Annotated in this window: 14 protein-coding genes and 2 tRNA genes; 12 read left to right on the forward strand and 4 right to left on the reverse strand. The window is 63.0% G+C overall.

All coding sequences use genetic code 11. The annotated features are described in order from the left end of the window. Nucleotides 1-49 precede the first annotated feature (49 nt). The 3 genes from ACGLWX_RS06455 to rluB are packed head-to-tail and all read left to right on the forward strand — an operon-like array spanning nt 50 to nt 2,710. Entirely contained in the window at nt 50-1,015 is a 966-nt protein-coding gene (locus ACGLWX_RS06455; protein WP_396238318.1) for a segregation and condensation protein A, read from the forward strand. After that, nucleotides 1,012-1,854: an SMC-Scp complex subunit ScpB gene (gene scpB / locus ACGLWX_RS06460; protein WP_396238320.1), complete on the forward strand. Its 843-nt coding sequence runs from the start codon at nt 1,012-1,014 to the stop codon at nt 1,852-1,854. The genes ACGLWX_RS06455 and scpB overlap by 4 nt, the downstream gene beginning before the upstream one ends. Beyond that, entirely contained in the window at nt 1,841-2,710 is an 870-nt protein-coding gene (gene rluB / locus ACGLWX_RS06465) for a 23S rRNA pseudouridine(2605) synthase RluB (protein WP_396238322.1), read from the forward strand. Before scpB ends, rluB begins: the two co-directional genes overlap by 14 nt. 78 nt (nt 2,711-2,788) lie before the next feature. Here the strand turns inward: rluB and ACGLWX_RS06470 are convergent, their stop codons facing one another. Further along, nucleotides 2,789-4,492 carry a glycosyltransferase gene (locus ACGLWX_RS06470; RefSeq protein WP_396238324.1) on the reverse strand — a complete coding sequence of 568 codons (1,704 nt, stop codon included), beginning with the start codon at nt 4,490-4,492 and terminating at the stop codon, nt 2,789-2,791. Nucleotides 4,493-4,667: 175 nt separating this feature from the next. On the opposite strand from ACGLWX_RS06470, the gene ACGLWX_RS06475 reads away from it, so the two are divergent. Together ACGLWX_RS06475 and ACGLWX_RS06480 are read left to right on the forward strand one after the other, a co-directional pair. Further along, nucleotides 4,668-4,743 (forward strand) — tRNA-Lys (locus tag ACGLWX_RS06475). Nucleotides 4,744-4,818: 75 nt separating this feature from the next. Continuing rightward, nucleotides 4,819-4,894 (forward strand) — tRNA-Lys (locus ACGLWX_RS06480). A 118-nt stretch (nt 4,895-5,012) separates the two neighbouring features. Here ACGLWX_RS06480 and ACGLWX_RS06485 read toward each other — a convergent pair. Beyond that, nucleotides 5,013-6,473 (reverse strand): M48 family metalloprotease, encoded by a 1,461-nt coding sequence (locus tag ACGLWX_RS06485; protein WP_396238326.1) that lies wholly within the window; start codon nt 6,471-6,473, stop codon nt 5,013-5,015. Nucleotides 6,474-6,640: 167 nt separating this feature from the next. Between ACGLWX_RS06485 and ACGLWX_RS06490 the strand changes: the two genes are divergently transcribed. Together ACGLWX_RS06490 and ACGLWX_RS06495 are read left to right on the forward strand one after the other, a co-directional pair. Further along, nucleotides 6,641-6,925, forward strand: coding sequence for a sulfurtransferase TusA family protein (locus ACGLWX_RS06490; RefSeq protein ID WP_252106263.1), 285 nt, complete (start codon nt 6,641-6,643; stop codon nt 6,923-6,925). Beyond that, entirely contained in the window at nt 6,922-8,037 is a 1,116-nt protein-coding gene (locus ACGLWX_RS06495; RefSeq protein ID WP_252106264.1) for an AI-2E family transporter, read from the forward strand. Before ACGLWX_RS06490 ends, ACGLWX_RS06495 begins: the two co-directional genes overlap by 4 nt. Before the next feature lie 70 nt (nt 8,038-8,107). On the opposite strand, the gene ACGLWX_RS06500 is transcribed toward ACGLWX_RS06495, so the two are convergent. Then, complete coding sequence (locus tag ACGLWX_RS06500; RefSeq protein ID WP_396238328.1) at nt 8,108-8,587, reverse strand: peroxiredoxin; 480 nt, start codon at nt 8,585-8,587, stop codon at nt 8,108-8,110. A gap of 325 nt (nt 8,588-8,912) precedes the next feature. Here ACGLWX_RS06500 and dapA point away from each other — a divergent pair, with 325 nt between their 5' ends. The 3 genes from dapA to purC all read left to right on the forward strand — a co-directional run bounded on the left by dapA (nt 8,913) and on the right by purC (nt 11,588). After that, nucleotides 8,913-9,797, forward strand: a complete 885-nt coding sequence (gene dapA / locus ACGLWX_RS06505) for a 4-hydroxy-tetrahydrodipicolinate synthase (protein ID WP_252106266.1) — start codon at nt 8,913-8,915, stop codon at nt 9,795-9,797. Nucleotides 9,798-9,864: 67 nt separating this feature from the next. Further along, the gene (gene bamC, locus ACGLWX_RS06510; protein WP_396238330.1) at nt 9,865-10,845 is read left to right on the forward strand and encodes an outer membrane protein assembly factor BamC; all 981 of its coding nucleotides are present in this window, start codon (nt 9,865-9,867) and stop codon (nt 10,843-10,845) included. A gap of 26 nt (nt 10,846-10,871) precedes the next feature. Continuing rightward, complete coding sequence (purC, locus tag ACGLWX_RS06515) at nt 10,872-11,588, forward strand: phosphoribosylaminoimidazolesuccinocarboxamide synthase (RefSeq protein ID WP_252106268.1); 717 nt, start codon at nt 10,872-10,874, stop codon at nt 11,586-11,588. 27 nt (nt 11,589-11,615) lie between these two features. Here the strand turns inward: purC and tsaA are convergent, their stop codons facing one another. After that, on the reverse strand, nt 11,616-12,329 hold the full coding sequence (gene tsaA, locus ACGLWX_RS06520; RefSeq protein ID WP_396238332.1) for a tRNA (N6-threonylcarbamoyladenosine(37)-N6)-methyltransferase TrmO: 714 nt from the start codon (nt 12,327-12,329) through the stop codon (nt 11,616-11,618). Between the two features lie 128 nt (nt 12,330-12,457). On the opposite strand from tsaA, the gene ACGLWX_RS06525 reads away from it, so the two are divergent. Both ACGLWX_RS06525 and ampD read left to right on the forward strand, forming a co-directional pair. Further along, a complete protein-coding gene (locus tag ACGLWX_RS06525; protein WP_396238334.1) occupies nt 12,458-12,988 on the forward strand; it encodes a GNAT family N-acetyltransferase in 531 nt (176 codons plus the stop codon). A gap of 37 nt (nt 12,989-13,025) precedes the next feature. Beyond that, entirely contained in the window at nt 13,026-13,607 is a 582-nt protein-coding gene (gene ampD / locus ACGLWX_RS06530) for a 1,6-anhydro-N-acetylmuramyl-L-alanine amidase AmpD (RefSeq protein WP_396238336.1), read from the forward strand. The last annotated feature ends 63 nt before the right edge of the window (nt 13,608-13,670 follow it).

The raw sequence follows: 13,670 nt of genomic DNA on the forward strand, positions 1-13,670 counted from the left end.
GGCGCCTGATTGAACCACCGCCTTTGCGCCAACAAGGAAAGCCACCCGCGTGAGCGAAACGCTGGAGCCTGACAACGAGATCGAATCCGCCCTCGACGAGCCGGTGGTGGAGGCGCTTGGGCGACTGTTCGACGAGCCGATCACGAAACTCCCGGAAGATCTCTACATTCCGCCGGAGGCGCTGCGCGTATTTCTCGAAGCCTTCGAGGGGCCGCTGGATCTGCTCTTGTACCTGATTCGCCGCCAGAACCTGGACATTCTCACGGTCAACGTCGCCGCCATCACCCACCAGTACATCGAGTACGTGGAGCTGATGAAAGCGATGCAGATCGAGCTTGCCGGCGAGTACCTGCTGATGGCCGCGATGCTGGCCGAGATCAAATCGCGCACGCTCTTGCCGCGCCCGCCGAAGGAAGAGGGCGAGGACGAAGAGGATCCGCGCGCCGAGCTGATTCGCCGGCTGCAGGAGTACGAGCGCCTAAAAGAGGCCGCCGAAACGCTGGATACGCTGCCGCGGGTGGGGCGCGACTGGTTTAGCGCCCAGGCGGGCCTGCCGCCGATCGAAACCCGGGTGATCCACCCGGACGTGGAGCTCGATGAGCTGCTCGGCGCGCTCTCGGGTATCCTCAAGCGCGCCGAGCTGACCCAAAGCCACCAGGTGAGCCGCGAGGTGCTCTCGACCCGCGAACGGATGCTCAAGATCATGGAGGTGCTCGCAAGCGACGAGGCCCAGGGGCGCTACACGCCGTTCGAAGCGCTTTTCACCCTGGAGGAGGGGCGCGGCGGCGTGGTGGTCACCTTCATGGCGATTCTTGAGCTTGCCAAGGAGGCGATGATCGACATCGTACAGAACGCACCGCTTTCGCCGATTCACGTGCGCGCCCGGCCGGCGGCGCTGGCCGATGACGAAAGCGCCTTCGAGCTCGAGGAGGACGAAAGTGACGCCTTCGAGGACGCCGAGGCCACTTTCGGCTCCGACGACGACCCTTTGGATGCCGGTGAGGACGAGCCGTGAGCGCTACCCCGACGAACAGCACCTTCGATAAAAGTACGACGCTGGACGAAATTCTCGAGGCGGCGCTTCTGGCCGCTGGCGAGCCGCTGAGCCTGGAGCGACTGGAGACGCTGTTTCTCGACGGCGAAAGCCCCGGGCCCAAAACGCTTCGCGAGGCGCTCGGACGTCTTGCCGAGCGCCACGAGGATGGAGCGCTGGAGCTGGTCGAAACCGCCTCGGGCTTTCAGCTGCGCATTCGTCCACGCCTTTCCCAGTGGGTCTCCAGGCTTTGGGACGAGCGTCCCCAGCGCTACTCCCGCGCGCTTTTAGAGACGCTGGCGCTGATCGCCTACCGCCAGCCGGTCTCACGCGGCGACATCGAGGAGGTGCGCGGGGTAAGCGTGTCGAGCTCGATCATGCGCACGCTGATGGAGCGCGGCTGGATTCGCGTCGTCGGTCATCGCGACGTGCCGGGCCGCCCGGCGGTGTACGCCACGACGAGAAGCTTTCTCGACGATTTCGGCCTGAAAACGCTGGACGCGCTGCCGCCGATGCACGAACTGACCAGCCAGGAGGAGCTCGATATCGATGATGAGGCGCCCGCGACTCGCGACGAGATGGAATCTTCATCGGCTGAAGCGGTCGAGACACTGGACGAAAGCGCCGAAACCGGGCAGGATGCGCCCCCCGATACGGGCGACGCTTCTCATGAAGACGACGCCCAACCCCACGCCGAGACGGCGTTAACCCCGCCGCTGAGCTTTGCCGATCTTGAGGCGCGGCTCGCGGCGCGCGCGGCGGAACAACGTGACCCGCCCGCGTCGACAGACAAGAGGTCCGACGACCATGAGCCAGAATAACCAAACCCCACCCCCCGGTAGCGAAAAGCTGCAGAAAGTGCTGGCCCGCGCCGGCTTCGGCTCGCGCCGGGAGATGGAAACCGTGATCAGCGATGGCCGCGTCAAGGTCAACGGCCAGGTCGCCAAGCTCGGCGACCGGGTCGAGGAGCGCGACAAGGTCAGCTTCGACGACCGCCCGGTGTCGCTGCGCCCGGAGGCCGAGGTGCCGCGCCGCGTGCTGATGTACAACAAGCCCGAAGGCGAGCTTTGCACGCGCAAGGACCCGGAGGGCCGGCGCACGGTATTCGAACGCCTGCCGCGCCTGAAAGGCGAGCGCTGGATCGCGATCGGGCGGCTGGACATCAACACCAGCGGCCTTTTGCTGTTCACCACCGACGGTGAACTCGCCAACCGTCTGATGCACCCTTCCACCCAGGTCGAGCGCGAGTACGCCGTGCGCGTCATGGGCGAAGTGAAGCAGGAGCATATCAAGGCGATGGTCGACGGCGTCATGCTCGAGGACGGCCCGGCGCGCTTCACCGACGTGCAGGAGTTCGGCGGCGAAGGGATCAACACCTGGTTCCACGTGGTGATCATGGAGGGCCGCAACCGCGAGGTGCGCAGGCTCTGGGAGTCGCAAAACCTCACCGTGAGTCGCTTGAAGCGCGTGCGCTACGGCAACATCTTCCTCGACAAGCGGGCCAAGGCCGGCGAGTGGATCGAGCTTAGCCAGGACGAGATCGACGATTTGGCAACGCTTGCCCAGCTCGAGGCGCGTAAGGTGCCGGAGCTCACCCCGGATGAGAAAAACCGCTGGAGCCGCGACAAGCACAAGCGCCGCCCGGTGCAGGCGATGCGCAAGCCCAAGCGCCGCTGATACCCAGGCTAGCGCTCGCCCATCACGCCCCGCCCGGGGCGTGATGGGCGTATTGATTCGATACCTTTACCCAACTCCTTATCGAAAGCTTTCCACGATCGTCTCTTCCCAGCGTTTGGCGACGCTGGCCGGGGAGAAGTGCGTTTTGAAGCGCGTCTGCGCGTTGTCTCCCAAGCGGCGGGCAAGGCCGGGCTCCACCACCAAGCGGGTCAGGTGTTCGGCAAACGCGGTCGTGTCATTGGGTGCGACGAGAAAGCCGGTCTCGTTGGAGGCGATCATGTCAGACGGGCCGTAGCGGACATCGAAGGCGACCACCGGGCAGCGAAAGGCCATTGCCTCGAGCAGCGTCAGCGGGAACCCCTCCATCACGCTGGTCAAAATGGCGCACTGCGCGTCGCGATAGATGCTCGCGATGTCGTTGCAGTAGCCTTCGAACACGACGTGGCGCTCTAGCTTTAATACCTCGATAAGTGCTTTGATTTTGTCGCGCTCGCCGCCTTCGCCGTAAAGGTGAAGGCACGCCTGTGGCGCGTGCTTCACGACCTCGGCCATTATCTCGAGCGCCTTTAGGTGCTGCTTTTCCGGCGACAGGCGCGCCACGTAAACGATTTTACTCCGCTGGTTGGGCAGTTCTTCACCGTCGGCGCTTTTCAATGCCTTATAGGAGGCGCTGAGCGTGTGCGGCACCGTGACCACGTTTTGGTCCGGGAAACGGTGCTCGACGTCCCGGGTTTGCGTTTGGGTCAGCGCTACCACGCCATCCGGCGTATCGCCGCCTTCCAGCAGGTCCCGGTAATGGGTCTTGAGCCGGGTGTCGGGTTCTTTACCCTGAAAGTGCGTGCTGTGCAGCGCGCCGAACACACGAATCTGCTTTTTCCGGTTTTCGCCTACCGGCGCGTTGCGCAAAAGCGCGGAGGCCTTGAAGGTAAACTTGTTCTTGTCGTTGAGCAGCCAAAGCTTATTACCCTTCAATCGGGTCGTCAGTGCATTGAGCGCGTAAAGCGAAAAGTCCGTACTGTCGCCCAAAAACGAGCACTGACCGAGGAGGTTGTCGATCGCCCCCAGACCGGTGGCGGTGCTCTTGAAAGAAGCATGAGTGACCTGAGAAAACGACTGCCCCGTCGTGAGCGAGGCGTGTAGATAAAAGCCGGGTGCGAGCCCTTTTTCTGGCGAGGATTCGGCTCCCTCTCTTTCGAATACCCGGAAGAACAGCGGCGTGCCCCAGGGGCTGTAGTGAATTTCGTGAGTTCGCTGACGGGTGTGAGGATCGTAAAGGCGGTGGCTGCTGCGATGGCCCGTGGCGTGGTAGATATCCGCCGCGACCTTCTGGCCCTTGTCGAAGTAGTTAATGTGGATCAGCTCGCCGTGCTCTTTCGAGTAGACCTTGTAGGCAAAAAGCCGGCCCTGACCGTTGAGGTAGCGTACGTCCTTGTGCCCTTCGACCGGGGCGGCGGTGTAGCCAGTAAAGCTTGGGTCGATCACCGGTGGGAGCGTGTCCTTGAGTGCGCTTGACGGCAGCGCTGGGTCGTCGAATCCCTGCAGGCAGTCGTAGAGCCCCTTGATGCGCGTAGCGCTGTGGTAGCGCTCGCTACCCAGAAGTGCAGCGACGTTGCGTTGAAGCTCCGGGCGATACTGGAACGTCACGATCAAGGGGTGGACGCCCAGCTCATCGATGAACAGCGACGCCCTGGCCAGCGCCGAGTGTTCGATGCCGGTGAGCATTGTGCCCATGTCCAGGTTGAGAAACAGGATGTCCGTATCGTCCAGCAGGGGCTGTGCCATGGTGGGTCGCCTTGTCGTCAGTAGCCTAAGCTTGAAACACGTATTGTCGTGAACCGGCATCGCTGCGACAAGACCGGAACAGGCTTCCATCGAGCGGCGTTAATATTTTAAAGGGTATTGTCAAAAAGCCTTGCCAGACATCGGGTTGATCTGTACTATATGCATCCGTTCGAGGGGGTCGTTAGCTCAGTTGGTAGAGCAGTTGACTTTTAATCAATTGGTCGTAGGTTCGAATCCTACACGACCCACCACCGACGTTTACGACGTTGGCCCTCAAAACTCGAACGCGATGCCCGCATGGCAATAACCGTGCAACAAGGCAATCTGGGTCGTTAGCTCAGTTGGTAGAGCAGTTGACTTTTAATCAATTGGTCGTAGGTTCGAATCCTACACGACCCACCAGATTCGGCGCCCCTGACAGTCACCTGTCAGGGGCGTTTTCGTTGGTTTTGATGTTCCTCTCTCAGCCCGCAACGCTACCGGCGAGCGCGCGTTGCATTGTGCTCGCGCGCCTGGCCGGCTAGTTGAACGACGACAGCGCCTCGCGGTAGTCGAGAAACGCCTCGCGCCGCTGGTCGATCAGTGCGACCAGCGGCGAGTCGCCTTCCTGCTGGGCCACGTTTTTGGCGATGCCGAGCTGCTGAATGCCGCGGTCTACCCGGCCGGTCAACTGAAGGTACTCCGCCTGGGCCAGGTGCCCCCAGCCGTTGTGACCGCTGCGCCCGGCGGCGGTGGTCAGCAGGTTGAAGCCCTGCGGATTTTCCGGATAGCGCTCGGTGACGCGGCGTAGCAGATCGAACGCCGCCTGCGGGTCGCGCTGCAGCTGCGCTTCGGCCAAAATCAGCTGAGCCGGCAGGTAGTTCGGCATGACGCGCAGCCAGCGCTCGGCCCGCGTGATCGCCTCGTCGATGCGGTTGGCCTCGAGCGCGACCTGGGCGGCGGAGGCAGGAATCATGGCGTAGTCCGGAAGCTCGGCGGCCAGCGCGTCGAGGCGTTGGAGCGCCGTGTCCACCTGGCCGCGGCGGGCGTCGATCAGCGCACTCAAATAGCGCCGCGCGGTCTCTTCGGCACCGCCTTGGGCCAGGCGCGACTGTGCCTGCTCCGGGGCGTTTTGATAAAGGCTCAACAGCGCCCGGGCGCGCATCAGGTTGTAGAGGGTGTTGCTTTGGTAGCTGTCCGCCACGGTGAGCTGGGCCACGCGGGCCTGGGCGTCGCTCAGGCGGCTGTCCGAGACCGGGTGGGTGAGCAAAAACTCCGGCGGGGTGCCGCCCTGCAGGCGCGCCAGACGCTGCATCGAGGCGAACATGCGCACCATCGCCTCCGGATCAAAACCGGCGGCGGCCATGGCTTGAAGCCCGACTCGGTCGGCCTCCTGCTCGAAGCGCCGCGAATAGGCGAGCTGGTCCTGAATCAGCGCCGCCTGGGAGCCCATGGCGGTGGCGATGCCCGCATCGCCACCGCCGCTGGCGGCGATCAGCATGCCGGCAAGCAGCCCCGCCAGGGCCGGCAGCTGGGTTTGGCCGGCGCGCTCGCTGCCGCGGGCATAGTGGCGCTGGGACAGGTGGCCAAGCTCGTGTGCAATCACCGACACGAAAGCCCCTTCGTCCTCGGCAAAGGCGAAAAGCCCCGAGTTGATACCTACTACGCCGCCGGGCACGGCGAAGGCGTTGAGCGCGCGATGATCGACCATTACCGTGGTGGTGTCCAGACCGCCCAGCTGGCTATAGGGCGTGAGCCGGGTCACCACGCCTTCCAGATAGTCCTGGGCGATGGCGTCCTGCCACTGGGGCGCCTGGGCGCGAAATTGCCTGAGCCAGGCACGGCCCAAACGAAACTCCTCGAGGCTCGCCGAAGGCGAGGCGCCGCCCAGACTCGGCAGCTGGCTGTTGTCGAAGCCCTGACCCTGGGCGGTGGGAAAAGCGCTTGCCAATACCAGCGTAAACGCCAGGGCCGAGCGCTGCAGAAAACGACGGTGCGACATGGCATCCTCTTGTGGTCTTGCGGCTTGAATCATGGCCACGGCCCGTTGGGCGGTGAGACGTTGATTCGAACCGGGAAGTGCCGTTAAATCAAACGCGAAAGCGCATCGGTGAACACCAGGTTTATGTCACAATGCCAGCTTTGCCCAGGCATTTTAAGGGAGTCACCATGACCGATGATGAAGGGTGTGATCAAAAGGCGCCAGCGCCGCTTGCGCCAGATGCGGTCGTCGACGCCTGTGGGCTCGCCTGCCCGCTGCCGCTTTTGAAAGCCAAACAGGCGCTGGCGCCGCTCGGCCCGGGAGGGCTTCTGGAAGTCGTGGCTGACGACCAGGGCTCGTGGCGCGATATTACCTCGTTCGCCGAGCAAAGCGCGCACACGCTCGAAAGGCGCGAACACGAAAACGGTCGTTATCATTTCTGGATACGCAAGGCGGGAGGTTCGTCCTTATGACCGTGCGCAGCATCCTGAAAAGCTGGGTAGAGCGCTACTTTTCCGACGAAGAGGCGCTGATTCTGCTGCTCGTGCTGGTGGCCGGGTTTGCCGCGATCATCTGGTTTGGGCGCATGCTGGCGCCGTTTTTCACCGCGCTGGTGCTGGCCTTTCTGCTTCAAGGGGTGGTGAATATTTTTACCCGCCGCGGCGTCCCGCATCTGCTGGCGGTGATCCTCGTTTTTGTGGTTTTCGTCGGGGCGCTTTTGACCCTGGCGTTCTTTTTGATGCCGCTGATCTGGAACCAGCTCGTAGGGCTGGTGCAGGAGTCGCCGCGCATGTTCGCCAGCGGCCAGGCCTGGCTCGACGATCTTCAGGCGCGCTACCCCAACCTGATCACGCCGGATCAGATGCAGAACTGGGTGGGCGTGGCCAGCCGCGAGATCAGCCAGCTGGGTCAGCGCGCGCTGACGCTGTCGCTGACCTCGCTTGGCAACGTGATGTCGATCATTATCTACCTGGTGCTGGTGCCGATTCTGGTGCTGTTCATGCTCAAGGACCGCGAGCAGCTGGTGGGGTTCATCCTCTCGCTTTTGCCGCAAAAGCGCACGCTTTTGACGCGCATCTGGCGCGAAATGGATCATCAGATCGCCAACTACATTCGCGGCAAGTCGATCGAGATCATCATCGTCGGCACGGTGGCGTTTTTCACCTTCACGCTGTTTGGGCTGCCCTACACCGCGCTTTTGTCCGTGCTGGTCGGTTTCTCGGTACTGGTGCCGTTCATTGGCGCCGCGGTGGCTACCCTGCCCGTAGCGGCGGTGGCGGGCTTTCAGTTCGGTTTGAGCGAGCAGTTCGCCTACGTGATTCTGGCCTACGGCATCATTCAGGCGCTGGATGGCAACGTGCTCTCGCCAATTCTGTTCTCCGAGACCAATAACATCCATCCGGTCTCGATCATCGTCGCCGTGCTCTTTTTCGGCGGTATCTGGGGCTTCTGGGGCGTGTTCTTCGCCATTCCTCTGGCCACGCTCTTGAAAGCACTGGTCTACGCCTGGCCGCGCCGCGACGACCCAAGCCACGCGCCGATGGATAACGCGATTTTGACCGAAGACCGCACGCCGCTGCGCTAGCAGTAGAGCGAGAAGCGCCCGCCCCATTGGGGCGGGCGCTTGCGTTTGGGCGCTCTTTTTCAAAGGGCGTTTAGGCGCTTTGCTGGTCGAGCGCTTGGGCCTTTTCAAGCACCTCATCCACGTGGCCTGGCACCTTGACGCCACGCCACTCGTGGGCCAGAACGCCGTTTTTGTCGAGCAGGAACGTGCTGCGTTCGATCCCCAAGTGCTCCTTACCGTACATCTTCTTGAGCTTGATGACGTCAAAAAGCTGGCACACGGTTTCGTCCTTATCGGAGATCAGCTCGAAGTTGAAGTCCTGTTTGGCCTTGAAGTTCTCCTGGGCGCGCAGGCCGTCGCGGGAGACCCCGATGACGACCGTGTTGGCCGCCTTGAAATCTTCCATGCGATCGCGAAAGTCGCCGCCTTCGGTGGTGCAGCCCGGCGTACTCGCCTTGGGGTAGAAGTAGATCACCACCTGCTGGCCCTTGTAGCTCGAAAGCTCGACGGTGGTGTCGCCGGTGGCGGGGGCGCTGAAATCCGGGATGGGTTTACCTAATTCCACGGCCATGAACGTGCTCCTTTTTTTCGTGAAGTGAGTGTTATGAAGTATATATCGAGAGGTGAGTGACGTGAGATGAGCGCTCGATTACACGCAACGCGACGCACCGTGTCAAAGCCTGACCGGGCTTTGGAGCGCGGCTCGTACAAACTCGACGCGCTTTACGCTGTACAGGCTCGAATCCGCTGAGTACCATTTGGCCCTTGAGCGTGGCGGTCGAGGGCAGGGCGCAGTTAGTGCGATGCGCCGTGAAACGACGATCGATTCAACACGACGATTTTTGCAACGATGCGCCCGGGCGACCGGGCGCCGCTATCAGGTGAGGAATAGACGGATGATCACAGGCAGCATAGTCGCCCTGGCGACGCCAATGAAGGTCAATGGCGATATCGACTGGGAGGCGTTACGTCGTCTGGTGAACTTCCACCTTGAGAACGGCACCGACGCCATCGTCGCCGCGGGCACCACCGGCGAGCCGACCACCATGTCCTTTGCCGAGCACTTCGACGTCATCCGAAGCGTGGTGGAAGAGGTCAACGGGCGTATTCCGGTCATTGCCGGCACCGGCGCCAACGCCACGTCCGAGGCGGTCGAGCTTGCCCGCTACGCCAGCGAAGTCGGCGCGGACTACTGCCTGTCGGTCTGCCCTTACTACAACAAGCCCACCCAGGAAGGTCTGTACCAGCACTTTAAGGCAGTGGCCGAGGGCAGCAAACTGCCGGTCATCATGTACAACGTGCCGGGGCGCACCTGCTCGGATCTCTACAACGAAACCGTGGTGCGGCTGGCCGAGGTCGACAATATCATCGGTTTGAAGGACGCCACGGGGAACCTTGAGCGTGCCGAGGATCTAATTGCCCGCTTGAAGGGCAGCGATTTCATGCTCTACTCCGGCGACGACGCGACCGCCTGCGACTTCATGCTGATGGGTGGCCACGGCGATATTTCGGTCACCGCCAACGTGGTGCCCAACGCCATGCACGAGCTGTGCACCGCAGCGGTCAACGGCGACAGCGAGAAAGCGCACCAGATCAACACGCGCCTGATGCCGCTGCACACCAACTTAGGGATCGAGGCCAACCCGATCCCGGTCAAGTGGTCGCTCAACCGCATGGGCTACATGGACGCCGGCATTCGCCTGCCGCTAACTTGGCTTTCGGAAAAATACCACGCCACTGTGAGTGAAGCGCTGCAGTTGGCAGGCGTCGTCGAGGAGTAATCCGCGGCGCCCGACCCTTGGGCCCGGCCAGTGCCGGGCGAGAGAACTGTTGACTTAAGGTGGCTTGATGAGCTCCATGCTTGAAAGACCCGCGCTGAAATGGATACCGCTGACGCTCGTAATGGGGGTAGCGCTTGCCGGCTGCGCCCGCGAAGGCTTTTACGACGACCGTAACCTCGACTACACCGACGTGCGGCCCGCGCCGCCGCTGGTGTTGCCGGAGAGCCGCAACGAGCAGCGCTATAACGACGCCATGCCGGTGCCTCAAGCCGCGCTACAGGGAAGCCAGGTCGACGGCGCCGCCGATGTCGCGCCGCCACCGTCGCTTGCGATGGGCAGCGGCCTGCAGCCAGAGTTCGTCGAGCGCCGCCAGGTCGGAAGCGACGTCTGGCTGGTGGTCGCCGCCGACACCGGCGCGGTCTGGCCGCAGCTGGAAGCCTTCGCTCAGAGCCGGGGCCTTGGAATTCAGCGAAGCGACGCCAACCAGGGCGTGATCGAAACGCGTCAAGGGACGCTGTCGCTTCAAAGCGCGCTGCGCGCCGGCAGCAGCGAAGTGCGCTGCGAGCAGGGCGGTCGCGCCGTGGGTAACTGCCTCAACGCGCTGGAAGAGTACCTGGGCGCGCGCAGTGCGACCGCCAGCGCTTCTTCCTGGAACGCCCAGCGCCTTGCCAACGCGCGCACCGTCGAGATCCGCCAGCAAAACGGCGCCTGGGAAGTGGCCATCCCGCAAACCGCCGAGCGCGTTTGGGCCGAGCTCGACCACTACCTGACGCTCGATTTCACCGTCGAGAACCGTCGCGAGCTGCTCGAAAAATCGCCGGAAAACTATTCGTTTTTGGTCAACTATATGACCGCCTCGGAAGAGGGCCGCAACCCGATCGAGGTCGTTTTCAGCCGCGACGTTCGCCGCATGACCCAAAACATTCGCTTGGTGCTCGAGCCTCAGGGTAGTCAGAGCGTGCTGCGCGCGATCAACGAAAGCGATCGCGAGCTAAGCGCTGAAGACCAGCGTGAACTCCTCGAGCGCGTTTCCGGCTACCTGCGCTAACGTTTTTATTCTATTTCGGAGCTTGTATGGAAAAGCGTGACGAACTCTACGCTGGCAAAGCAAAATCGGTTTACACCACCGATGACCCGGACCTGCTGGTTCTGACGTTTCGCGACGACACCAGCGCCTTCGACGGCAAGAAAAAGGAGTCGCTGGCGCGCAAGGGCATGGTGAACAACGTCTTCAACGCCTTCATCATGGAGCGTCTGGAAGAAGCCGGTATTCCCACCCACTTCGAAAAGCAGCTCTCTGATACCGAGAGTCTGGTCAAGAAGATGGACATGATTCCGGTGGAGTGCGTGGTGCGCAACGTCGCCGCTGGTGGTCTGGTTAAGCGGCTGGGCATCGAAGAGGGCAGTGAGCTCACCCCGCCCACCTTCGAGCTGTTTTTGAAAAACGATGAGAAGGGCGACCCGATGATCAATGAATCATTGGCGGAAACCTTCGGCTGGGCCACGCCTGAGCAGCTCGCTCAGATGAAAAAGCTCACCTTCAAGGTCAACCAGGTGCTCAAGCAGCTTTTCGCAGAAGGCGACATGATACTGGTCGACTACAAGCTTGAGTTCGGCGTGTTCAAGGGCGAGGTCGTGCTCGGCGACGAGTTCTCCCCGGACGGCTGCCGCCTGTGGGACGCCAACACCCGCGAGAAGATGGACAAGGACCGCTTCCGCCAGGGCCTGGGCGGCGTGATCGAGGCCTACGAGGAAGTCGGACGCCGGCTCGGCATCACCTTTCCCGCCTAAGCGCTGACGCCCAGGCGCGACCCTGTGCTATTGCCTGTACGGCTCGATCGCCACCACCTCCAGAGTGGTGGCGTCGTCTTTACAGCCGCGAAATTTCACGTCCACATCGCGAAGGCGCACCCCGTAAACACGCGCCGTGTCGGCGTGGTAGGCCGGGCGCGGGTCCTGGCCGATCACCTGCTCGATCAGCGCGTGAAGCGAGGCGCTGTCTTCGCGGTGGGCAAGCGCCTCCTGCGCCGCCCCGCTAAACACCACCCGCTTGAGCGCCGGCGCCTCGGGCGCGAAGCCCGCCCGCGCCTGGGGCTGCGACTCCGCCCAGGGCAGGTAAGGTTTGATATCCACGACCGGCGTGCCGCTGACCAGATCGCACCCCGTGAGGTGCAGGCGCACGCCGCCGTCGAGCTCGATGCCTGCCAGTTCGACCAGCGAAAGCCCCAGCCGGTTGGGGCGGTGGGTGCTGCGGCTAGCGAACACGCCGACCTTCTGGTTGCCACCAAGGCGCGGCGGGCGCACCAAAGGCGTCCAGCGTTCCGGGCTCTGGTGGAACACGAAGCTCAGCCACAGGTGGCTGAACGCCTCGAGCCCGCGCACCGTCAGCGGGTCGTTGTAGGGCGGCAAGAGCTCGAGACTTGCCCGCGCCGCGGGGGCCAGCCCCGGCTGGCGCGGAATGCCGAACTTGTCCGGATAGTCGCTGGTGATGACCCCTAGGGTCGCAAGCGAAAGAGGCGCGGCGTTGTGCATCGCGTAACCTTGTGCTGAGATGAGCGCTTGAAAGAAGGCAGGCGAGCGCCTGCCCGCTGCAAGCGACCCAGTATAAACCCTGCCATTTCATCGCGCGCGTTTGGCGCCCCGTCTGCCCGAGGTAGTGCATGTCGACCCATAACGAGCCCTCATCCTCGAAGCCTGCCGCCGCCCGAATCACCTACCGTCAGGCGCTATCGCGCGACGCCGCGGACCAGGCCGAGGTGTTTTATCATGCGGTGATGCAGGGCGCTGCCAGCCACTATGGCTTGGCCGAGCGCGAGGCCTGGGCCTGCGCGCTGCCGCGAGAGGCGAGCGCCTGGGCGGCGCGCCACGCTTTCTACACCACGATCGTCGCGGTATGTGATGGACGCTGCGTTGGCTTTTTGGAGCTCGACGTTAAAAACGCGCTCATCAATACGCTTTACGTCTGGCCCTCGCTTGCCGGGCGCGGCATCGGCAGTACCCTGCTGATTCACGCCGAGCGGCTGCTGCTCGAGCAGGGCGCCGGGCGGGTCGATATCGAGGCGAGTCTGGTGCTGTTCGAGCGTCTGGAGCGCCGCGGGTTCGAAAATCACGGCGAGCAGTGGGTCGAGCGCGGTGGCCAGTGGCTCAAGCGCTACCGCATGAGCAAGGCGCTCAGCGCCGTCGAGACCTGAGTCGCCGATTTTTAGCTCATCAAAGGAGAAAGCCCTGGTGGCTCAGTCCAGCAAGTCGGGCGTCTGGCCCGGCGCCCGCCCCATCGATTCACCCAACCAGGACGCCCGGCCAGAAGGTGAGGTATCGCTTCTCGTCGTTCACGCCATTAGCCTGCCGCCCGGCGAGTTCGGCGGCCCGGCCATCGAGGCGCTGTTCACCAACACGCTCGACCCGGGCGAGCATCCGTTTTTCGAGACGATCGCGCAGCTTCGCGTCTCGGCGCATTTTCTGATTCGCCGCGACGGCGCCTGCGTGCAGTTCGTCGATACCGACCGGCGCGCCTGGCACGCCGGCCGCTCGCGTTGGTTCGACCCACGCTTAAGCGCCGCGCGCCAGGCGCTCAACGACTTCTCCGTTGGCGTCGAGCTCGAAGGCGACAGTGAAACCCCGTTTACCCGCGCCCAGTACGAAAGCCTGGTGGCGTTGACGCGCTGGCTGATGGCGCGCTACCCGCTTTTGGATGGGCAGCGCATCACCAGTCATGCCCACGTTGCTCCGCTTCGCAAGGAGGACCCGGGCCCGGCGTTTGATTGGGCCTACTACCGCCAGCGCCTCGCACTTTCGCGCAGTGTAACGTAGCGCTGAGCGCATGAAGGCGTGAAAAAGGTGCGAGCGCACCAAAGTGATTCATTCCCAAGAGAA

It is taken from the genome of Halomonas sp. HMF6819 (genome assembly GCF_044335525.1).
Lineage (GTDB): Bacteria > Pseudomonadota > Gammaproteobacteria > Pseudomonadales > Halomonadaceae > Vreelandella.